General features: G+C 61.3%; 24 protein-coding genes, 1 pseudogene and 1 riboswitch. Of the genes and pseudogenes, 11 read left to right on the top strand and 14 right to left on the bottom strand.

Going from position 1 to position 20,087, the window contains the following annotated elements:
* Positions 1-41: 41 nt before the first annotated feature.
* The 5 genes and pseudogenes from BW978_RS14430 to BW978_RS14410 all read right to left on the bottom strand — a co-directional run bounded on the left by BW978_RS14430 (position 42) and on the right by BW978_RS14410 (position 3,566).
* Positions 42-848 (bottom strand): ATP12 family chaperone protein, encoded by an 807-nt coding sequence (locus BW978_RS14430; protein WP_076396551.1) that lies wholly within the window; start codon positions 846-848, stop codon positions 42-44.
* An 18-nt stretch (positions 849-866) separates the two neighbouring features.
* Positions 867-1,511 (bottom strand): annotated as a pseudogene (locus BW978_RS14425) (HAD-IA family hydrolase); the annotation flags it as partial.
* On the bottom strand, positions 1,508-2,497 hold the full coding sequence (locus BW978_RS14420; RefSeq protein WP_076396159.1) for an RluA family pseudouridine synthase: 990 nt from the start codon (positions 2,495-2,497) through the stop codon (positions 1,508-1,510). The pseudogene BW978_RS14425 and the gene BW978_RS14420, both read right to left, overlap by 4 nt.
* Positions 2,498-2,591: 94 nt before the next feature.
* Positions 2,592-2,969: a fluoride efflux transporter CrcB gene (crcB, locus tag BW978_RS14415; RefSeq protein WP_076396157.1), complete on the bottom strand. Its 378-nt coding sequence runs from the start codon at positions 2,967-2,969 to the stop codon at positions 2,592-2,594.
* A gap of 60 nt (positions 2,970-3,029) precedes the next feature.
* Positions 3,030-3,566, bottom strand: coding sequence for a flavodoxin domain-containing protein (locus tag BW978_RS14410; protein WP_076396155.1), 537 nt, complete (start codon positions 3,564-3,566; stop codon positions 3,030-3,032).
* A gap of 196 nt (positions 3,567-3,762) precedes the next feature.
* Here BW978_RS14410 and BW978_RS14405 point away from each other — a divergent pair, with 196 nt between their 5' ends.
* Positions 3,763-4,038: a hypothetical protein gene (locus tag BW978_RS14405; protein ID WP_054150189.1), complete on the top strand. Its 276-nt coding sequence runs from the start codon at positions 3,763-3,765 to the stop codon at positions 4,036-4,038.
* Between the two features lie 83 nt (positions 4,039-4,121).
* Here the strand turns inward: BW978_RS14405 and BW978_RS14400 are convergent, their stop codons facing one another.
* Complete coding sequence (locus tag BW978_RS14400; RefSeq protein ID WP_076396152.1) at positions 4,122-5,192, bottom strand: copper chaperone PCu(A)C domain-containing protein; 1,071 nt, start codon at positions 5,190-5,192, stop codon at positions 4,122-4,124.
* 72 nt (positions 5,193-5,264) lie between these two features.
* The gene (locus tag BW978_RS14395; protein ID WP_076396150.1) at positions 5,265-5,636 is read right to left on the bottom strand and encodes a hypothetical protein; all 372 of its coding nucleotides are present in this window, start codon (positions 5,634-5,636) and stop codon (positions 5,265-5,267) included.
* 186 nt (positions 5,637-5,822) lie between these two features.
* A riboswitch (glycine riboswitch) is annotated at positions 5,823-5,910 on the top strand.
* A gap of 147 nt (positions 5,911-6,057) precedes the next feature.
* Between BW978_RS14395 and gcvT the strand changes: the two genes are divergently transcribed.
* The 5 genes from gcvT to BW978_RS14370 all read left to right on the top strand — a co-directional run bounded on the left by gcvT (position 6,058) and on the right by BW978_RS14370 (position 11,426).
* On the top strand, positions 6,058-7,197 hold the full coding sequence (gene gcvT, locus BW978_RS14390; protein ID WP_076396148.1) for a glycine cleavage system aminomethyltransferase GcvT: 1,140 nt from the start codon (positions 6,058-6,060) through the stop codon (positions 7,195-7,197).
* 21 nt (positions 7,198-7,218) lie between these two features.
* Positions 7,219-7,581, top strand: coding sequence for a glycine cleavage system protein GcvH (gene gcvH / locus BW978_RS14385; protein WP_076396147.1), 363 nt, complete (start codon positions 7,219-7,221; stop codon positions 7,579-7,581).
* The gene (gcvP, locus tag BW978_RS14380; RefSeq protein ID WP_076396145.1) at positions 7,581-10,439 is read left to right on the top strand and encodes an aminomethyl-transferring glycine dehydrogenase; all 2,859 of its coding nucleotides are present in this window, start codon (positions 7,581-7,583) and stop codon (positions 10,437-10,439) included. The genes gcvH and gcvP overlap by 1 nt, the downstream gene beginning before the upstream one ends.
* A gap of 135 nt (positions 10,440-10,574) precedes the next feature.
* Positions 10,575-10,904: a DUF1236 domain-containing protein gene (locus BW978_RS14375; protein WP_076396143.1), complete on the top strand. Its 330-nt coding sequence runs from the start codon at positions 10,575-10,577 to the stop codon at positions 10,902-10,904.
* 195 nt (positions 10,905-11,099) lie between these two features.
* Positions 11,100-11,426: a flagellar basal body protein gene (locus BW978_RS14370; RefSeq protein WP_076396141.1), complete on the top strand. Its 327-nt coding sequence runs from the start codon at positions 11,100-11,102 to the stop codon at positions 11,424-11,426.
* Between the two features lie 436 nt (positions 11,427-11,862).
* On the opposite strand, the gene BW978_RS14360 is transcribed toward BW978_RS14370, so the two are convergent.
* The 6 genes from BW978_RS14360 to sufA all read right to left on the bottom strand — a co-directional run bounded on the left by BW978_RS14360 (position 11,863) and on the right by sufA (position 15,420).
* A complete protein-coding gene (locus tag BW978_RS14360; RefSeq protein ID WP_076396137.1) occupies positions 11,863-12,165 on the bottom strand; it encodes a hypothetical protein in 303 nt (100 codons plus the stop codon).
* Position 12,166: 1 nt separating this feature from the next.
* Complete coding sequence (locus BW978_RS14355; protein WP_076396135.1) at positions 12,167-12,868, bottom strand: acyl-homoserine-lactone synthase; 702 nt, start codon at positions 12,866-12,868, stop codon at positions 12,167-12,169.
* Between the two features lie 72 nt (positions 12,869-12,940).
* Entirely contained in the window at positions 12,941-13,681 is a 741-nt protein-coding gene (locus tag BW978_RS14350) for a helix-turn-helix transcriptional regulator (RefSeq protein WP_076396133.1), read from the bottom strand.
* A gap of 156 nt (positions 13,682-13,837) precedes the next feature.
* Complete coding sequence (locus tag BW978_RS14345) at positions 13,838-14,461, bottom strand: LysE family transporter (RefSeq protein WP_076396131.1); 624 nt, start codon at positions 14,459-14,461, stop codon at positions 13,838-13,840.
* Position 14,462: 1 nt separating this feature from the next.
* A complete protein-coding gene (locus BW978_RS14340) occupies positions 14,463-14,912 on the bottom strand; it encodes an Lrp/AsnC family transcriptional regulator (RefSeq protein ID WP_076396129.1) in 450 nt (149 codons plus the stop codon).
* Positions 14,913-15,033: 121 nt separating this feature from the next.
* Positions 15,034-15,420 (bottom strand): Fe-S cluster assembly scaffold SufA, encoded by a 387-nt coding sequence (gene sufA, locus BW978_RS14335; RefSeq protein ID WP_069041504.1) that lies wholly within the window; start codon positions 15,418-15,420, stop codon positions 15,034-15,036.
* Positions 15,421-15,867: 447 nt separating this feature from the next.
* Here sufA and rutA point away from each other — a divergent pair, with 447 nt between their 5' ends.
* The 5 genes from rutA to BW978_RS14310 all read left to right on the top strand — a co-directional run bounded on the left by rutA (position 15,868) and on the right by BW978_RS14310 (position 19,635).
* Positions 15,868-16,959 (top strand): pyrimidine utilization protein A, encoded by a 1,092-nt coding sequence (gene rutA / locus BW978_RS14330; protein ID WP_076396127.1) that lies wholly within the window; start codon positions 15,868-15,870, stop codon positions 16,957-16,959.
* Positions 16,956-17,699 (top strand): pyrimidine utilization protein B, encoded by a 744-nt coding sequence (gene rutB, locus BW978_RS14325; RefSeq protein ID WP_076396125.1) that lies wholly within the window; start codon positions 16,956-16,958, stop codon positions 17,697-17,699. Before rutA ends, rutB begins: the two co-directional genes overlap by 4 nt.
* A 34-nt stretch (positions 17,700-17,733) precedes the next feature.
* The gene (gene rutC / locus BW978_RS14320) at positions 17,734-18,123 is read left to right on the top strand and encodes a pyrimidine utilization protein C (RefSeq protein WP_076396123.1); all 390 of its coding nucleotides are present in this window, start codon (positions 17,734-17,736) and stop codon (positions 18,121-18,123) included.
* 193 nt (positions 18,124-18,316) lie between these two features.
* Positions 18,317-19,102, top strand: a complete 786-nt coding sequence (rutD, locus tag BW978_RS14315) for a pyrimidine utilization protein D (RefSeq protein WP_076396121.1) — start codon at positions 18,317-18,319, stop codon at positions 19,100-19,102.
* Between the two features lie 11 nt (positions 19,103-19,113).
* Positions 19,114-19,635, top strand: coding sequence for a flavin reductase (locus BW978_RS14310; RefSeq protein WP_076396119.1), 522 nt, complete (start codon positions 19,114-19,116; stop codon positions 19,633-19,635).
* Positions 19,636-19,700: 65 nt separating this feature from the next.
* Here BW978_RS14310 and BW978_RS14305 read toward each other — a convergent pair whose 3' ends face one another.
* Complete coding sequence (locus BW978_RS14305; protein WP_076396117.1) at positions 19,701-20,084, bottom strand: SUF system Fe-S cluster assembly protein; 384 nt, start codon at positions 20,082-20,084, stop codon at positions 19,701-19,703.
* Between the last annotated feature and the right edge of the window lie 3 nt (positions 20,085-20,087).

The following is a 20,087-nucleotide window of genomic DNA, read 5'->3' as shown; positions in this document are numbered from 1 at the left end:
TGAACCTGCCCGAGAATTCGCCATTTATGGTTAGTGTAGAGTTAACTTGCCGCCTGAAGGGCCGCGAAGAGTGACGCTGCCGATGCGAACTCGCTGTAACGGGCCTCACGACGCGATTCGGCCTCGGCATCCGAGCCCCAATGCTCGATCGTCCAGTCCTCATCGAGATGGGCGAGTGACCAGACCTCATCGAGATCGAAGGCACCTTCGGCAAAGGCAAGGGTCAGCACTGCCGAGCCCGTCAGCGTCGTCACCACATTGAGGCAGGAGATCTGGAAGGGATCGCGGTAGCGCTCCAGCGCCCGAGCGTAGGCGCCGATCGCCTCCTGTGGCTGTTCCTGATGCATCACGCCTTCGACCAGGATGAAGCGCGCGCCGTGCGCAGTCGACACCCAAGCAAGCAAAGGGTCCCAGCGGGCCGACTGCCGGTCGATCAGTTCCTTCGGTCCGTCGGCGCGGTAGCAGAGCAAATCGGTCCCGGCGAAACGGACGATCTCGTCGAACACGTCGTCCAGACTGTTCGAAACGGCATCGATCGCGGTATTTGCAAGCTTGGTGATGGGCATTGTCGCGGGGTTGATGAACTCGCCCTGCCCGGCCCATTCGGCGACCACGAGTTCTGCGGCCTCACGGTTCGGCAGCGTCAGCAGGTTCTTGGCTGGCGTCTTCACAGACTTGCCGTCGAGTGTGATCGAGAAGCCTTCCTCACGCTCCTCCATGCCGACGCTCTCGTAGAAGCGCTTCGGCAGCGGCCGCTTCATCTGGATCTGCGCCCGGCGCACCGGATCCTCATGGCTCGGCTCCGGAATGAAGGTCCCGAAAATGTCCTGGCTGAGTTCGTCGCGCATCAAGAGCTCCCAGTGGATATAGGCCAGAAGGTCGGCCGGACGCTCGACCACGGCATCGGCACCAGCCTTCCAGAGATCGTGGGCCTTGGCATACCCCCAGGCGACACCGATCGCAGTTGCACCAGCGGCCTTGGCCATCTGCATGTCGTAGATCGCATCGCCGATGACGATGGTCTCGCGCGGCGCAATGCCCGCCTCGTCACAGCATTCCGTCACCATGGCCGGATGCGGCTTTGACGGGCAGTCGTCGGCTGTCCGGCAGACGAGGAAATGGGGCTTCAGCCCATGGCCTTCAAGGATGGTTTCGAGCCCACGGCGCGACTTGCCGGTGACGGCGCCGAGCCAGACGTCCTCGCGGGCAATGAGCGCGTCCAGAACTTCGCGGATCCCGTCGAACATGGTTTCACCGAAGCCGGAGTCGCGGCGGATATCCGCGAAAATCGCTTTGTAGTGGGAAGCCATGGCGACCGCCTCGTCATCGGCATGCGGTTTGCCGTCCATCCGGGCGATCGCGATGTCGAGCGTTAGGCCAATGATCGACTTGGTCGTCTCGATAGCGGGCTCCGGCTTGCCGAAGGCGATGAAGGTGTGGCGCATTACCTCATGGATCAGGCCGGCGCTGTCGACCAGCGTCCCGTCGCAATCGAAGAGAACAAGCTTCATTCGCCGTCCCTGTCACCATCGCGCTGATCGAGGCCGAGCAAGTTCCAGGTCTGGACCATATGCGGCGGCAGCGGTGCGGTGACCTTCAGGCGACCACCATTCGGATGCGGCAGGTCGATGGAGCGCGCATGCAGATGCAGCCGCTTCTGGACGCCGCCGGGGAAGTCCCAGTTGTGGTCGTCGACGAAGTATTTGGGGTCGCCGATGATCGGATGGCCGATATGCAGCGCGTGGACACGCAGCTGATGGGTGCGGCCCGTGTAGGGTTCCATCTCCAGCCAGGCGAGGTTCTGTGCTGCGGTGTCGATCACGCGGTAATAGCTGATGGCGTGATCCGCGCCGTCCTCGCCGTGCCTGCAGACCCGCATACGGTCGCCTTCGTCGGTCTGGTCCTTGGTGAGCCAGGTCGAGATCTTGTCCTCATGCTTGCGCGGGACGCCCTTCACCAGCGACCAGTAGATCTTCTTGGTGTCGCGCTCGCGAAACGCGGCCGTCAGCTTCTGGGCGGCACCGCGGGTACGCGCCACGACAAGCACGCCGGAGGTGTCGCGGTCCAGGCGGTGGACGAGGCGCGGCTTTTCGCCCTTCCTGCTCGTCCAGGCTTCGAGCATCTTGTCGATATGGCGATTGAGACCAGAACCGCCCTGCACGGCAAGGCCGGCGGGCTTGTTGAGCACGAAGACCTTCTCGTCTTCATGCAACAGCATGCGCGACAGCAGCTCGTGGTCGTCGCCATGCTTCAGGTCATGACTTGCGATCGGACCGGTCTTCTTGGCGTCGACATCCATCGGCGGCACACGGACCACCTGACCGGGCTGAACGCGGGCGTCGGTCTTGACGCGACCGCCGTCGACACGGACCTGGCCGGAGCGCAGAAGCTTCTGCAGCGCGCCGAAGCCCAGACCCGGATAATGGATCTTGAACCAGCGGTCGAGACGCATGCCAGCCTCGTCGGCTTCCACGGTGATATGTTCGATGCCTGCCATCAGGATACTTTCTCGCTCGGGTTCTCCACCCACTTATCCCGTGCCTTTAGTAGATTTCGGGCGGAAAGGGAAAGCGGAAATGCAGGCTCGGGCGTCAGAACAGGCTACGGCCTAGGGCGAGACCACCGAAAGCGGCCGATAGAGACAGGACAAGGCTTGCTCCGACATAGGCCAGGGCCAGATGACTTTCGCCACGTTCGAAGAGCGCCATCGTGTCGAGCGAAAACGAGGAGAATGTGGTGAACCCTCCCAGGAAGCCGACCACCAGAAGCAACTGCATCTCCATAGGTGCGGAGAACCTACGGGCCAGCAGTTCGGTCAACAGACCGATCATGAACGAGCCGATGATGTTGACGGTGATCGTACCCCAGGGGAAGCCCATCCCCAGCCAGCGGGTCATGGCAATCCCGGTGAGATAGCGGGCTACCGATCCGGTTGCACCGCCGATCGCGACGAGCAGGATGTGGAACATGAATGCCTCCGGCTTGAACGGCTCTTGCGCGCGCCGTTCAAGCCGGTTCGGGCCGCCGCGTCAAGCCTTGGCCGATGCCAGAAATTCCGCCACGAAGGCCGACAGCGCCTTCCAGTCGGTGAATTCGTGGTCCCGGCTCACATCCGTTGGAGCATTCTCGTGCTCTGCCATGCGCCGGATGATCCAGCGCTTGAAGAAGTCATATTCGGTGTATCTCAGCGCTCCGGCCGCGTGATGGAGCATGCCGGGCTTCCAACCGCTCTCCTCGAACAGGTGGTCGGGGAAATGCGTCGCTTCCTCCCGCTCCTCCTCGAATTCGGAACGGATCAGCAGGGATACGGACACGAAGGCCGAGGGCACAGCATTCAGCCAAGCGGCTTCCTGCCGAACGAACCGGGCGAAGGCAGCCGGATAGCGGGCCGCGTGAACCGGCGCACAAAGGATGGCTGCCTCGGGATGGGCAACCGCATATTCGCCACCCGAGGATATGTCGAACAGAAGTGCCCGGTCGCCTGCGGCCTCGACCGCCGACGCGACCGCTTCCGCGATCTTGCGTGTCTGCCCCTCAACCGTCGCGTAGCCGACAAGAATAATCATGGCTCTGGTCCTCTGCTGATGACGAACTCAGAGTGCTGCAAGGACATGGACGGCGCTTTGATCTGGCGCAAAGCGGCACATCCGAGGACGCCTACGCAACCAATACATTTTTATTCAAAACCGCTCATTCGACTTAAAGATGCATAGATAACCGTAGTTTATGCTAATGTCGTTATGTATTATCTGGGAAACGCCCATGACACAGGTTGTCACAGTCTCTGCGCATACCGCGGCCTACGCGATGGAACCGGTGAAGCCGCCGCAACGCGTCTCCCGTGCGTCCTACGTGGAAGAGCATACGCGTGTGCTGGCACAGCAGGCAGCACAGAGCGAAGATCTGCGGCTCAGGGCGCTCGTCAACGTCGTGCAGCCTCCGGCGCTCGCCCTCTACTTCCTCACCTCTTCGCAGCAACAATTCGAGCAGGCGACGCTGAAGGAAACGATCGAGGCCTACAAGAGCTCGGTCGCCTGATCTCCCAGGACCCCATCCGGGCAAAGAAAAACCGCGACCGGTGACGCTCGCGGTTTCGTATTTTCAGGGCATAGCGATCAGGGTCACTTGCCCCGGGCCGGACCGACTGGCAGCGCCACATCCACAGCACCGGCCTTCTCGAAGGTCAGCGTGACGTTGACGGTCGCGCCTTCCTGGAAGGGCTCGGCCACCTTGTAGAACATCAGATGCAGGCCGCCCGGCTTCAGCTCGACGGTCTCACCGGCCGGGATGGCGATGCCGTCGGTCAGCTGACGCATCTTCATCACCTCGCCTTCCATCGCCATCTCGTGCAGCTGGACCTCGCCGGCCTGGGCTGAGGTGGCGGAAACGAGCTTGTCGTCCTCACCGCCCTTGTTGACGATGGTGATGAAACCGCCGCCGACCGGCTGGCCTGGCAGCATCGCCCTTGTGAAACCGGCGGTCAGTTCGAGGTCACCGGCCGTCACGGCCTGAAAACCACCGGGATCGGTTGCCGCCATGTGATCGCCGTGACCGGAATGGTCACCATGGGCGCCATGCGCGCCGTGGCCATCCGCTGCAGCCTGCTCGGCGGGAGCGCCGTGACCGGCATGCGCGCCGTGTGCACCGTGTGCCGCATGACCATGTGCGTCGCCTTCAGCGGCCGCGAGCTTGAGAACCGGTGCCGGACCGTCGAGGTCGTGCGGATCCTGGCCGGGGGCCGCGATCTGATCCCAGGCGACCTTGGCGTCAGCGCCGCAAAGCTGAACCGTCGGGAAGGCAAGTCCCGTCGCCGGATCGCCGGCAGCGACCTTACCGTAGACGACAAAAGTGTCGTAGAAATTGTCCGGCAGGTCACCGTTCTTGAAGCGGATTTCGACCGGGCCTGATGTCACTGCCTTGCCGTGGTTGTCGTAGCTGTTCTGGTAGTCGCCGGTGATGACCTCGACGTCCCAACCGGCCTTCGGCATCGGCTTGGCGGAGATGAAGCCTTCCGGCAACTTGATCTGGACCTCGTTGGTCGCCTTGCCCTCGCAGCCATGCGGCACCTGCAGCGTGGCGGCGACATAGGAGCCGACCTTGGCAGGCTGGTTGGCGAAGGTCGCATGCGCGAACACGGATGTGGTCGATGCGAGTGTGGCAATCGCGGTTGCGAGAATGAGATTGGTCTTCATGGGTGTCTCTCCTTGCCGCGGTCCTTCTTGGCCGTCGGCAGTCGTCAGTTTTCGTCGATTGAATGATGGCAATCAGACGGAGAGCGGCGGCCCACGAAGGCGCGGACGATCGAGGAGATGGCCGCAGCGGACGGTTGTTGCAACAGGTGCAATCTCGCCCAGACTTGTGAACCGGCTGAGCAGCCAGGACTGGTCGGAAGGCTCCGGCAGCAGAATGGCGCCGGCGAGACGGCAAGCCTCGCAATCCACGGCAGGGCGCGCATGCTTCTGGCCAATATCGGCGATGCAGAGATCGGCAAAAGAGCCGTCGGGCAGCACGTAGGCGACCGACTGAATGTCGTTGGCAAGCGCGGCGGGTGCCCGGTGGCCAAAACCGACAGACAGGAAGACCATCGCGCAGAAGATGCGCAATAGGATCGTCGCTGGCCTGACCTTCGGTTTCATCGTTGCCCCCGTTTCGCCAAATCCTTTATCGCGATGCCGGGGACAAGCCAAGTGGCGAGATGCCGCGCCTGCGGAGCAAACACCAAGATGTTTGCGCCCCCGCAAATACGAGGCCGCAGCGACAATTATTTGTTCGGGAGCGACGCAGCCTCTTGCCAAGCCGCCACACTGCCAGATAATGCCTTGATGACCTTGTTGGGAGATACCGGTTTGATCCGGAGCCGAAGGAGCAACCGCCCCGGAAACTCTCAGGCAAAAGGACCACAAGGCGTCGACTGCACTCTGGAGAGAGGCCCGTTTCCAAAGCGGGCCGCGCCGAAGGGATAACAATCTCAGGCACAAGGACAGAGGGGGCTCATGAACCGGCACAACCGTGCCCTGATGTGAGCAAGCGCGCGAGCGCGAACCCGGAGGCGACGTCTTGGACGATCAGACCCAACTCAAACGCACCCCCCTTTATGATTTCCATGTGTCGCTTGGCGCCAAGATGGTGCCCTTTGCCGGTTACGACATGCCGGTGCAGTATCTCGCCGGCGTGCTGAAGGAGCATCTGCACACCCGCGCTGCCGCTGGCCTGTTCGACGTTTCCCACATGGGCCAGGTTGAACTGGTCGCAGCCTCTGGCGCTTATGACGATGCTGCAAAGGCGCTCGAAACCCTCGTTCCCGTCGACATCCTCGGATTGAAGGACGGGCGCCAGCGCTATGGCTTCTTCACGGACGAGAACGGCGGCATCCTCGATGATCTGATGATCAGCCGCCTCGGCCAGCGCCTGCTGGTCGTGGTCAATGCCGGCTGCAAAGATGCCGACATTGCTCACATGCGGGCAAATCTTCCTGACGGCGTTCAGGTTCTCGTGCATGACGACCGTGCGTTGCTCGCCCTGCAGGGGCCAAAGGCCGAATCCGTCCTGGCTGCACTCAATTCCGATGTCGCAGCCATGAAGTTCATGGATGTGCGTGAACTGTCTCTGGGCGACATCCCTGCCCTGGTCTCTCGTACCGGCTATTCGGGCGAAGACGGATTCGAGATCTCGGTGCCCGCGAACCGCGCCACCGATCTCGCCATGGCGCTGCTCGACCAGCCGGACTGTCAGCCCATTGGCCTCGGCGCCCGCGATTCGCTGCGGCTTGAAGCAGGCCTCTGCCTCTACGGCAACGACATCGACACCACCACCTCGCCGGTCGAAGCCTCGATCGAATGGGGCATCCAGAAGGTCCGCCGGAACGGTGGCGCCCGCCAGGGCGGCTTCCCCGGCGCAGAACGGATTCTCACTGAACTCGACAAAGGCGTTTCGCGCCGCCGCGTCGGGTTAAAGCCAGAGGGCAAAGCGCCGGTGCGTCCGCCGGCCAAGCTCTTCGCAGATTCTGAGGGCAAGACCGAGATTGGCCATGTCTCGTCGGGTGGCTTCGGCCCCAGCGCGGAAGGCCCGATCGCCATGGGCTACGTGCCGACCACAATGGCCGCCCCTGGCACCCAGGTTTTTGCGGAGGTCCGTGGCAAGCTGATGCCCCTCACCGTCACCGCACTTCCTTTCGTCACCCCCACCTATAGACGCTGAAAAAATCTCCGGAGAGAACCCATGTTGAAATTCACCGCTGAACACGAATGGCTGAAGATTGAAGACGGCGTTGCCACCGTCGGTATCACCACGCATGCCGCCGGCCAGCTCGGCGATCTCGTCTTCGTCGAACTGCCGGACGAAGGGGCAAGCTTCAAGAAGGATGGCACCGCCGCGACCGTCGAGAGCGTCAAGGCAGCCTCCGACGTCTACTGCCCGCTCGATGGCGAAGTGGTCGAGATCAATCAGGCGATCGTCGACGATCCGTCGCTGGTCAATTCTGATCCGGAAGGTGCCGCCTGGTTCTTCAAGCTGAAGCTCGCCAACCCATCCGACGCCGACGCCCTGCTCGACGAAGCCGCATACAAGGAGTTGATCGCCTGATGACGACCGAATTCCAGTTCACGGATTACGATCCTTACGACTTCGCCAATCGGCGCCATATCGGTCCTTCACCGGCCGAAATGACCGAGATGCTGAAGGTGATCGGCTATCACTCGCTCGACGAGATGATCGACGCGACCGTCCCCGGTTCGATCCGCCAGAAGGTGCCGCTCACCTGGGGTGCGGCGATGACCGAGCGCGAGGCGCTCGACAAGCTGCGCGAGACGGCGAACAAGAACAAGGTCCTGACCTCGCTTCTCGGCCAGGGCTATTATGGCACGATCACGCCGCCGGTGATCCAGCGCAACATCCTGGAAAACCCGGCCTGGTATACGGCCTATACGCCCTACCAGCCTGAAATCAGCCAGGGCCGCTTGGAAGCACTCCTCAACTTCCAGACCATGGTGACGGATCTCACCGGTCTCGACGTCGCGAATGCGTCGCTGCTCGACGAGGCAACGGCTGCTGCAGAAGCCATGGCGCTCTGCCAGCGCAGCGCCAAGACCAAGGCCACCGGCTTTTTCGTCGACAAGGACTGCCATCCGCAGACCATCGCCGTCATCCAGACCCGTGCCGAGCCGCTCGGCTGGACCGTCACGGTCGGCGATCCCTTCACTGATCTCGACCCGACCGAAGTCTTCGGCGCGATCTTCCAGTATCCGGGCACGCACGGACATGTCCGTGACTTCTCCGGCCTGATTGCCCGTCTGCACCAGACCGGCGCGCTCGCCGCCGTCGCCGCAGACATCATGGCGCTGCTGCTCTTGAAGTCGCCAGGCGAAATGGGCGCCGATATCGCCATCGGTTCGACCCAGCGCTTCGGCGTTCCCATGGGTTACGGCGGGCCGCATGCGGCCTATATGGCTGTCAAGGATGCGATCAAGCGCTCCATGCCTGGCCGTCTGGTCGGCGTCTCCGTCGATGCCCGCGGCAACCGTGCCTATCGTCTGTCGCTGCAGACCCGCGAACAGCATATCCGCCGCGAGAAGGCGACGTCGAACATCTGTACCGCGCAGGTTCTGCTCGCCGTCATGGCCTCGATGTATGCCGTCTTCCACGGGCCTCAGGGCCTGAAGGCAATCGCCCAGCAGGTTCACCAGAAGACGGTCATCCTGGCGAAGGGTCTCGAAAAGCTCGGCTATACGATCGAGCCGGAGAGCTTCTTCGATACGATCACCGTCGAAGTCGGCCACATGCAGGGCCTCGTCATGCGCGCGGCTGTCGCGGAAGGGGTGAACCTGCGCAAGGTCGGCGAGACCAAGGTCGGCCTCGCGCTCGACGAGCGCACACGCCCAGCCGTTCTTGAAGCTGTCTGGCGCGCCTTCGGCGGCAGCTTCAAGGTCGAGGACTTCTCGGCAGACTACCGCCTGCCGACGGATCTGCTGCGGACCAGCGCGTATCTGACGCATCCGATCTTCCACATGAACCGCGCGGAAAGCGAGATGACCCGCTACATCCGCCGGCTCTCGGACCGCGACCTCGCGCTCGACCGGGCGATGATCCCGCTCGGATCATGCACAATGAAGCTGAACGCCACAGCGGAAATGCTGCCGATCACCTGGCCGGAATTTTCCGACATCCATCCCTTCGTTCCGGCCGATCAGGCGCTGGGTTACAAGGAGATGATCGATGACCTCTCGGAAAAGCTCTGCGCGGTCACCGGTTATGACGCGATCTCGATGCAGCCGAATTCGGGGGCTCAAGGGGAATATGCGGGACTTCTGACGATCCGCGCCTATCACCTCGCTCGTGGTGATAAGCATCGCACCGTGTGCCTGATCCCGACGTCTGCGCATGGCACCAACCCGGCATCCGCCCAGATGGTCGGCATGACGGTCGTGCCGGTCAGGTCGAAGGAAAACGGCGACGTCGACCTCGACGACTTCCGCGCCAAGGCGGAAGAACATGCAGATAACCTCTCCTGCTGCATGATCACCTATCCTTCGACACATGGCGTGTTCGAGGAAACGGTGCGCGAGATCTGCGAGATCACCCACCAGTTCGGCGGTCAGGTCTATCTTGACGGTGCCAACATGAACGCCATGGTCGGCGTATCCCGTCCCGGCGACATCGGCTCCGACGTCTCCCACCTCAACCTGCACAAGACCTTCTGCATCCCGCATGGCGGCGGTGGTCCGGGCATGGGGCCGATCGGCGTCAAGGCGCATCTCGCACCTTTCCTGCCCGGCCATGTCGTGACCGATGGTCGTCCGGGCGCGGTTTCGGCCGGCCCCTATGGCTCGCCGTCGATCCTGCCGATCAGCTGGTCCTACTGCCTGATGATGGGTGGCGAGGGTCTGACCCAGGCGACGAAGGTCGCGATCCTCAACGCCAACTACATCGCGGCGCGCCTCAAGGGGGCCTATGACGTGCTCTATACCTCGGCTTCAGGTCGCGTGGCGCATGAATGCATCATCGACACTCGTCCGCTGCAGGCTTCTGCCGGCGTCACCGTCGATGATGTGGCCAAGCGCCTGATCGACTGCGGCTTCCATGCGCCGACCATGAGCTGGCCGGTTGCGGGCACGCTGATGATCGAGCCGACGGAATCGGAGACCAAGGCCGAGATCGATCGTTTCTGCGACGCCATGCTGGCGATCCGCGAGGAAGCCCGCGACATCGAAGAAGGCCGGATGGACAAGTCCAACAATCCGCTGAAGAACGCCCCGCACACGGTGGAAGATTTGGTCGGTGAGTGGACCCGCCCCTATAGCCGCGAACAGGCCTGCTACCCGCCGGGCGCCTTCCGGGTCGACAAGTACTGGTCCTCGGTCAACCGCGTCGACAATGTCTACGGCGACCGCAACCTGGTGTGCACCTGCCCGCCGATGGAAGCCTACGCCGAGGCGGCCGAGTAACAGCCCGAAAGTCGTCATGAGAACTCCGCCCTTGAGGCGGCGTTCTTCATTTGTGGTGACAGGCAGACATCCCCTGTGATGGAACGGAATGCGGCCCTGCCCGTTCTTCCCGCTGTTCAACACAGGAGAACAGACATGCGCAACACAATCATCCTCGCTGGTGCAGCGGCACTCATGACGCTCTCGGCGTCGGCCCATGCGCAGGAAACTGTCATCATCCAGCAGGCCCCGCCGGTCACCTCGCAATCGACTATCATCGTGCCGGCTCCGGTCGAAACTTATGTCTTGCAGCGCGAAGTGCGCTCGGTGCCTTATGAAGGCGACGTGCTAATCGGTCGTGTCATCGAGGATCCGGTCGAGCTCTATCCCGTTGATGGATATGAGGACTATTCCTACACGATCGTCAACGAGCGGCGCGTGATCGTCAATCCGCAGACACGCGAGATCATCCAGATCATCGAGTGACCCATGACTGGTCAAGCCACCGGAACCCGGCTCAGGCCGGGTTCTTTTGGTGTAAGACGCTGATCAACTGTCCCCGTCCCATTATCACGCAATTCCTCCCGCAGCCGTCATCATCTGAAAACCGTGAACGTTGGGGAAATTCTAACCCCTGCCCCCTATCCTGCAGTGACGACCATCGCGACGGCAGGAAAGACGATGAGCATCTCAGCGATCATGGGCATCTCGCTTTCGGGCATGCAGGCGCAGCAAACGCGCCTTGCTGCGACCGCCAACAACGTCGCGAATGCCATGACACCCGGCTATCATCGTCTCGAAACCAGCTTTGTCAGTCGCGCCCAGGGCGGCGTGTCCGCCACGGTTGCCCCGTCCGATGGAACGGTCCTCGATGACACGTCCAATGTTGACCTTGCTTCGGAAATGCTCTCACTCGTCGAAGCCGAGATCGGATTCAGTGCGAATGCCGCGGCCTGGGAGACAGGCGCAGACATCTGGGACGTGCTGCTCAGCATCAAGCGTGACTGATTCTTCGAGACGCCATCAAAGCGCGTCCACTGTCGAAAAACGGTGACGTGATGACGTGCATCGTCACAGCCGGCGACCTCAAGGCTCGGATAGCACTGACTATTTTAGGCAAACGGCCACTCCTCCAGGCAAAAGCGCCCGACCGACTGAATTCTCCGATTGCAAAGAACAGCACATCCAGACACAGTCGGGAGTTGCATACGGTTGCATCGAGGATGGCATGTATAACGACGCACTGAACTACCTGAAGACCCAGATCCTTTGCGCCAAGGTCGAGGACGTCCTCGGTTTTCGCAGTCTGGTCGAACAGCGTCTCGACCAAGCGCTCACATCCGTCCATACGAATGATTATGTCGAGGACTGTCTGTTTCAGATCACCGAGGCGCTCGAACAGCTTGACACCGGGTCAACGGACCCGGTGAAGCTTCGCAATTACTTATTGGGCGCGATCGAGGCGTTGCGAGACGAACTCCATCTTTGCGACATCGAGCCGGATGTCCGTCAGTCCGCTGTCGGTTTCTGAGGCACTGCGCTTGCGGCCTCCACCGGCGCGGCGGCGATCGAGACCGTCGGCGGCAGCAAGCGACACCATCTCCAGGAGGTGATCGAGGAAGAGCGCGTCATCGCTCAGCGGGGCTTTCTGCGAAACGCCCTTGATGATCTCCCGAAGGCTACGAACCTGCTCCTCGACGATCGAGCGAACGTAGATTTCAGAGGATGGAAGTTGGCCATCCGGCATGTCATTCTCCTGCAATTCTTGCATATTCTATATGTCCGTGAAGTTCTTCGGCGAAGGCCAGACGTTGAAGGGCCGCTGCGGCGAAGGGATTGCCCGGTGCGCGCTCGAGATCGAGGACGCTGCCGGTAATCCCATAGAGTTCGTGATGCCGCAGCAGCCCTGCCATGGAGGGTTTGGCTGTGATCGGAACGATGAGCGATCCGTCGAGCATGCTCGGAGCCGCAAGCGGCATCACCTCCCAACCGGTCGTCAGAAGCAGGTTGACGAGCTTGGGATGCGTCTCGACGACCAGCGTGCCGATGCCCGCAACGAGGCAATACTCCATGACCCCGGTCATCAGGATGTTGGAGATCGGGACGCCGGCGATTGACCTCTCAGACACTTCGGCAATGCACCGGGTCCATTCATAGACGCGAGGCCCACGCGGCCAGTCGGCACCGTCCATCAGATGCGGATAGACATCCGACAGGAGATGCGGCTTCAGGGTCGGCAGGAGGCGGCTATATCCCACCACATCACCGCCGACGATGAGCGGTAGATGGATGGCCTCGTCACCGTCGAACTGGTCGATCTCCCGCTCGTCGGCACGACGGCAGGCCTCCCATCCCAATCGGTCGACGAACTGACGATGGCGAAACGCCCAGACCTGCTCCATGACGTCGGCATGGTCATGCGTGTTGCTGCCCAGAATTGTCGCAATCATGCAGATCCCCGGAAAATCCAGGGGCCAGATTGCGACAAGCGGCCCGAATTCAATATAGGCCGTTCTGCCTATTTATCGGATTATTCCAAGCCGGATCGATTCGGCGATCAGTTGCGCGCGGTTCACGGAATTCAACTTGCGGCTCGCTGCCGCAATTTCGTGCTGAACGGTTTTCTCCGAGATTCCAAGGATTTGGCCAATCTCCCAATTGGTCTTGCCGGCCGAGCACCAGAGAATGACCTCGCGTTCCCGCGGCGTAACCTTTGCCGCAGCAGCCGCGTTGCGCTCGCTGCTGTCGACGAGGAAGGCACGCAACCGGTTGTGCGCATAGATTGAAACGATGTGCAGCGCGCCGCGCTGCTCGCTGGACAGCTCGACCTTGCGCGCACCGAAGGTGACGATCGCCTGGAAGCCGCCGACGGAATGGAGCGGTACACTGTAACCATCCAGCATTCCGAACTCGGTAGCCTCGTTCATGACGCGCTTGGCGGAACGACTGAGCGGCTTGTCGGCCAGCGCTTCCGACCAGACGAAGGCCTCGTTCGACATCTTGGTTCGGTGGATCACCGGATCGATGTGTACGTAGTTTTCCTGAACATAGCGCTCGAACCAGCCCTCCGGCCAGGCATTCAGCATGAAATAGGGATCGATCCGCTCACCAGGCAGCGGGATACCGGAGACCGCATAACAGTCCATACCAAAGGCTCTCGCCACATTGCCAAGGCAGGCGAGCACTTCGTCATTGTCGCGCGCGCGCGACGATTCGGTGATAAAATCGAACATCGCATTGGCTGTCGCCTGCCTGTCTGACATCCGCACCCTCAAGATAGCCAGTCATCACATTTGTGACTTCTAGCACAGCAGGCGACCAGTCGATCCGATAAACATTGGATTTCCAAGGGTATTGATGGGAGCTCCGCGGGATTTGCGAGCAGGTCGGCTGTGTTCGCCGACACGCCTTGACCGCGTTCAGATAGCGTTCAACACGGCATGCAGCAGCGCAAGCATGCCAAAGGCAATCAGAATGAACGCGGAGACCCGGCTGACCTGGGCAGCAAACCCCTCGGAGAGCCGCTTGCGCACCACGGTCACGGCGCCGCTCAAGAAGAACCACCAGGCAAGCGACCCTAGGAAGACACCCGCCACCAACAGCACGCCTTCCGAACCGCCCTCGCCCGTCGCCAGCCCTAGTCCGGCAAAAATCGCTGCGAAGGTAAGGATGGTCGCGGGATTGGCGATGGTGAGTATGAAGGTCGCGGCAATTGTCGACAGCAGGCCTCGAGCCTGGACAGTGGCTGCGGAGACCTCCGAGCGCGGCTTCAGTCCCGCAATGCCGAGATAGATCAGGAACAAGCCGCCTGCGACCTGCAAGGGATACACGATCCAGCCGAGATGGGATCCAAGTGCGGTGAAGCCCGCCGCAGCGAGGGTGGCATAGACGCCGTCGGCGATTGCGGTGCCCAGCCCTCCGGCAACGCCGGCCCAGAAGCCACGCTCCAGCGTACGATTGATGCAGAGCGCCCCTATGGGTCCGAGTGGTGCGGCGATCGCGACGCCCAGCACGAGCCCTTTCCCGAAAAGGAGCGCGTCCATGTCACTCCGTGCCGATCACGTAGCTGCGTTCACTCGCCGTCGACAGCGCGATCATCGTCTCGCTGCGCGCAATCAGGCGCTCGCCCTTCAAGTCGGCGAGGAATGTCTCGATGCCCGTGAGGTCGGCCGTCCGGATCTTCAGCATATAGGACCAACTACCGCTCACATGATGACATTCAAGCACGGCCGGGTGGGCTTCGGCATAATCGCGAAAGGCTGCCTGTTCGGTGTCCTGCGGCAGGGTCACCAGCATGAAGGCGGTGATCGGCAGGCCAAGCGCCGCAGGATCCACCTCCAGGGTGAAGCGTCTGATGGCCCCCGACGCGACCAGCCGACGGATGCGTTCATTGACGGCGGAGGGAGAAAGCCCTACCACATCCCCGATACTGGCGAGCGAACGGCGAGCATCCTCGGCCAAGAGGTCGATAATTTTGCGGTCACTGATATCCATGACCGCAGTTTATTTGCGAGAATCAATATTTCGCAAGATATTTTTTCGAATTGCGGCGAAAAAGAGAATTCACGCGGCATGAGAGCCGCGCCGATCCCCTATCCCTGAGCGCCGGTCAAATTCAGGCAGGTGCTGCCTGTCGCTGTTTCGCGAGCTCCGACAAATCGGCCGCCTTCAACTCCACAGACTCGCCGCAACCACAGGCAGAGGTCTGATTCGGGTTGTGGAAGGTGAATCCCGACCGCAGCGTGGTGGTCTCGAAGCCCATTTCCGTACCGAGCAGATAGAGAACTGCGGCCGGATCAATCCAGACCGACGCGCCATCTTTCTCGATGCGGTCATCCCTCGGATTTGGTTCGGTCACCATGTCGATGGTGTATTCCATCCCGGCGCAGCCACCCTTCTTGATGCCCACACGGATGCCCTTGGCATCGGGACCGGAATTCTCGACGATCGCCCTGACGCGTGCGGCAGCCGCATCGCTCATGGTCATTACCTGAAAGCCCATCGGCACAGTCTCCATCAACAACCGGGTTCAAGGTCCGGCGTTTCTCTCCGCAATGTAAGGGAGGCGCCTCGTCGATTCAATAGCTTAGGCTGCCGAGTGCACCGCAGGCTGCGCATTGCGACCCTGCTCGTCGCCTGATGATGATCAATCCTTGAGCACGATAGGATCACCCGAAAAACTTGATCTTTATCAGAAGCTTGAAACGCGCCTTTGCATCACGTTCCTCTCGACTGCGATCAAAAATATTGCAGCGCACAGCGGGAACGGATGCAAACTCGTGCAGAAGCTCCCAAAATCGATAGAAATTTTGACCATTCGGTAAATTATTTTTGCAGGCGAAGCATAAGTGACTGTTCGCATTGTTTTTTTCAGACTGGCATAGCGATTGCTTCGTTCCCTGCGAAACAAAAAAGGCGCCCGGCGCGCCTCCAGAAGCGGAGAACAGATATGGAAATCGGCGTCTTTATCCCGATCGGCAACAATGGCTGGCTCTTGTCGGAGAATGCCCCTCAGTACAAGCCGAGCTTCGAACTCAACAAGGCGATCACGCTGAAAGCCGAAGAATACGGCTTCGACTTCGCGCTTTCGATGATCAAGCTGCGCGGCTTCGGCGGGAAGACGGAGTTCTGGGACTACAATCTTGAGAGCTTCACGCTGATGGCGGGCCTTGCTGCCGTGACCTCGAAGATCAAGCTGTTCGGCACGGCCGCGACATTGATCATGCCGCCGGCCATTATCGCGCGCATGGCAACGACGATCGATTCGATCTCGAACGGTCGCTTCGGCGTCAATCTGATCACCGGCTGGCAGCGTCCGGAATACAGCCAGATGGGCCTGTGGCCCGGCGACGACTACTTCTCCGACCGCTACGAATATCTTACCGAATACACGACCGTCTTGAAGGACCTACTCACCACCGGCCAGTCCGACCTCAAGGGCAAGCACTTCCAGATGGATGATTGCCGGATGAAGCCGATCCCGGAAGGCGATGTGAAGCTAATCTGCGCTGGATCTTCCAACTCTGGCATGGCCTTCTCGGCTCAGTTCGCAGACTATTCGTTCTGCTTCGGCGTCGGCGTCAACACGCCCAAGGCTTTCGCGCCGACCAATGAGCGGCTGCTCGCCGCTACCGCAAAGACCGGTCGCGACGTGCGCTCCTTCGTACTGACCATGGTTCTGGCCGAGGAAACCACCGAGGAAGCCTTCGCCAAGTGGGAGCACTACAAGGCGGGCGCCGACGAGGAAGCCATCAAGTGGCTCGGCCTGCAGAGTGCCGTCGACACCAAGTCGGGCTCCGACACCAATGTCCGCCACATGGCAAACCCGGTTTCCGCCGTCAACATCAACATGGGCACGCTGATCGGCTCTTACTCCGAGGTTGCCGCTATGCTCGACGAGATGAGCGAAGTTCCCGGCACCGGAGGCGTCATGCTGACCTTCGACGACTTCCTCGAAGGCATCGAGAAGTTCGGCAAATACGTGCAGCCGCTGATGAAGAGCCGCGCCCATGTGAACCAGATGCTGGAGGCAGCCGAATGAGCGAGGCCGTTGTTGCTGGCTATCAGCCACGCCCGGCGCTGACGAAGAGCGTCACGCTTCCCGCACGCCCCGAACCGATCACGCTGAAGCCGTCGGAAACCGCCGTCGTCGTGGTCGACATGCAGAACGCCTATTCGACTGAAGGCGGTTATGTCGATCTCGCCGGCTTCGACATTTCGGGCGCCAAGGGGACGATCGCCAACATCAAGAAGACGCTCGATGCGGCGCGTGAAGCCGGCGTTCTCGTCGTCTATTTCCAGAATGGCTGGGATCCTGACTACGTCGAGGCCGGTGGCCCCGGCTCGCCCAACTGGCACAAGTCGAATGCGCTGAAAACCATGCGCAAGCGGCCGGAACTGCAGGGGCAACTGCTCGCCAAGGGTACCTGGGACTATGCGATCGTCGACGAATTGCAGCCGAAGCCGGGCGACATTCTGGTGCCGAAGAGCCGCTATTCCGGCTTCTTCAACACCAACATGGACTCGGTTCTGCGGGCTCGCGGTATCCGCAACCTGGTCTTTGTCGGCATTGCCACCAATGTCTGCGTGGAAAGCTCGCTGCGCGATGCCTTTCACCTCGAATATTTCGGCGTGATGCTCGAGGACGCGACCCATCATCTCGGCCCCGACTTCATCCAGCAGGCGACCGTCTACAATGTCGAGCAATTCTTCGGCTGGGTCGCCACCGTCAACGACTTCTGTGGTGCGATCGGACAGGTAGCCCCTGCCGATGCCGCTTGAACCCATCACCATTCAACAAACGGAGAGAGTGAGAATGCCCAAGACCATCGTCGTTCCCGAAGGCACATCCAAGCCGCTTGCCCCCTATTCGCCCGGCACGCTAGCCGATGGCATCCTCTACGTCTCGGGGACCCTTCCCTTCGACAAGGACAACAACGTCGTGCATGTCGGCGATGCGAGCGCACAAACACGCCATGTGCTGGAGACGATCAAGTCCGTCATCGAGACAGCCGGCGGTACCATGCAAGACGTGACCATGAACCATATCTTCGTCACCGACTGGGCCAACTACCAGGCGGTGAACAAGGTCTATGCGGAATATTTCCCGAGCAACGAGCCGGCGCGCTACTGCGTGCAATGCGGGCTGGTGAAGCCAGATGCACTGGTCGAGATCGCGACGGTCGCGCATATCGGGAAGAAGTGATCGGTAAGGATCGCCCCTCATCCGCCTCCTGAGCCTGTCGAAGGGCGCCACCTTCTCCCCAAGCGCGGGGAGAAGGGACCAGACCGCAAACCGCCTGCATCACCGAAGGCCTTCCTACGCAAAGGGTGGCCATCCCCTCTCCCCGCCTGCGGGGAGAGGGTCAGGGTGAGGGGCAAAGCCAGAGCACAAACGCATGCATTACGATATTCACGGCCTGACCTCCCCCGATGCACCGACCATCCTGCTTTCGTCAGGCCTCGGCGGCTCTGGCGGCTATTGGGCACCGCAGATCCCTGCCCTCTCCGAGCGGTTCCGCGTCATCACCTATGACCATCGCGGCTGCGGCAAGACCGGTGGCACGGTGCCCGAGGACGGCGGCATCTCCGCCATGGCCGATGACGTGCTGGAGATCGTCGACACGCTGAAGCTTGAAAAATTCCACTTTATGGGTCATGCGCTGGGTGGCCTGATCGGGCTGGATCTGGCCATGCGCCAACCGGAGCTGATCGAAAGCCTCGTGCTGATCAATGCCTGGAGCAAGGCCGATCCGCATTCCGGGCGCTGCTTTGACGTGCGCATTTCGCTCCTGGAAAACGCCGGTGTCGAAGCCTTCGTCAAGGCACAGCCGCTCTTCCTCTATCCGGCCATCTACATGGCGGAAAACCCGGAAAAGATGGCGGCGGAAGAGGCCCATGCGCTCGCCCATTTCCAGGGACGCGACAACATTCTGCGCCGCATCGCGGCGCTGCGCGCCTTCGACGTCGATGACCGCCTCGGCGAGATCGGCACGCCGACTCTGGTCATCGCCACCCGTGACGACCTGCTCGTCCCCTATTCGCGGTCGCTGCGCCTTGCCGAAGGCCTGCCAAACGCAAATCTCGTACTCACCGTCGCCGGTGGACACGCCGTCAACGTCACCTATCCGCAAACATTCAACAGCGCGGTGATCGACTTTCTGTTGACCCTCGAACACGCCTGAAGGAAACACCCATGCTGGCCACGAAGACCATCGCCCCTGTCGCAGCCGAAGGCAGCTCGCCGGAAGTGAGTGCGGCTTATCGCAACGGCATGGCCCGCCTCGCCGCAGCCGTCACCATCGTCACCACGGATGGCCCCGCCGGACGTGCGGGCTTTGCCGCGACTGCCGTCACCAGCGTTTCGGACAATCCCCCGACGCTGCTCGTCTGCCTCAACAAGGGCTCGTCCGCCTATCCCGCTGTCAGGGCCAACGGCTTGGTTTCGGTCAATGTGCTTGCCGCCGAGCATGAACCCGTCAGCCGCCTCTTTGGCGGGAAGACGCCGGTCGATGAACGCTTTGCCGCCGCCAGCTGGGAGACGACAGAGACCGGCACGCCGCGTCTCGCTGACGCCCTCGTCTCCTTTGAATGCCGGATCTCCGAAGTGCATGACGGAAAGACGCATGACGTTCTGTTCTGCGAAGTCCTCGACGTCACTACTCGCGAAGAGGGTCAGGCTCTCGTCTATTTCGACCGCGGCTATCGCACCGTCTAAACAGCTGTGCCTAAACGCAAAACGGCCCGCGTGAGGCGGGCCGTTTCGTTGATTTCCTAATTCTCTCAGTACCAGCCGACGGCGACCTGCGCCTCTTCGGACATGCGGTCCGGCGTCCATGGCGGATCGAAGCTCATCTCGACCTCGACACCGGATACGCCCTCGACCGACCCGACGGCATTTTCCACCCAGCCCGGCATTTCGCCAGCAACCGGGCAACCGGGTGCCGTGAGCGTCATGACGATCTTCACCGTGCGATCGTCTTCAATGTCGATCTTGTAGATCAGGCCGAGTTCGAAGATGTCGGAGGGAATTTCCGGGTCATAAACCGTCTTCAGCGCGGCGACGATATCGTCCGACAGGCGGGCGACTTCGTCCGCCGGGATCGCGGTGTGGATGATGCCGTCACGGACATCGGGCTTGGTTTCGGTGTCACTCATGGTGTTCATTCC

This window comes from Rhizobium sp. RU33A (genome assembly GCF_900156055.1).
GTDB lineage: Bacteria > Pseudomonadota > Alphaproteobacteria > Rhizobiales > Rhizobiaceae > Allorhizobium.
Note: the sequence above shows the minus strand (reverse complement) of the source record. Positions and strands in the feature narration are given on the sequence as shown.